Origin of the sequence: Allobosea sp. Root483D1, assembly GCF_001429505.1 — a bacterium.
In the GTDB taxonomy this organism is placed as follows: domain Bacteria; phylum Pseudomonadota; class Alphaproteobacteria; order Rhizobiales; family Beijerinckiaceae; genus Allobosea.
This window is the reverse complement of sequence record NZ_LMJW01000017.1, coordinates 1-247: the sequence shown is the minus strand read 5'-3', so window position 1 is coordinate 247 and position 247 is coordinate 1. Positions and strand designations below refer to the sequence as shown.

The following is a 247-nucleotide window of genomic DNA, read 5'->3' as shown; positions in this document are numbered from 1 at the left end:
GACCGACCGCGCCGCCGGCGCGGCGCCCGAGCTGGTCAATGTCCGGGACGAGGCCGACCAGGCTCGCTTCATCGCCGAAAGGGTGCTGGAAAACCGCGAGGCCGGCGCAGCGCTGAAGCAGCAAGCCGTGCTCTTTCGCGCCTCGCACCATAGCGGCCCGCTCGAAATCGAGCTGACGCGCCGGAACATCCCGTTCGTGAAGTTCGGCGGTCTGAAATTCCTCGACGCCGCCCATGTCAAGGACCTG

The 247-nt window shown here is 67.6% G+C and carries 1 protein-coding gene; it reads left to right on the top strand.

The genetic code is table 11. The features are described from left to right. The coding region (locus tag ASE66_RS14560) for a 3'-5' exonuclease (protein WP_057190415.1) at positions 1-247 on the top strand (247 nt) is incomplete at both ends.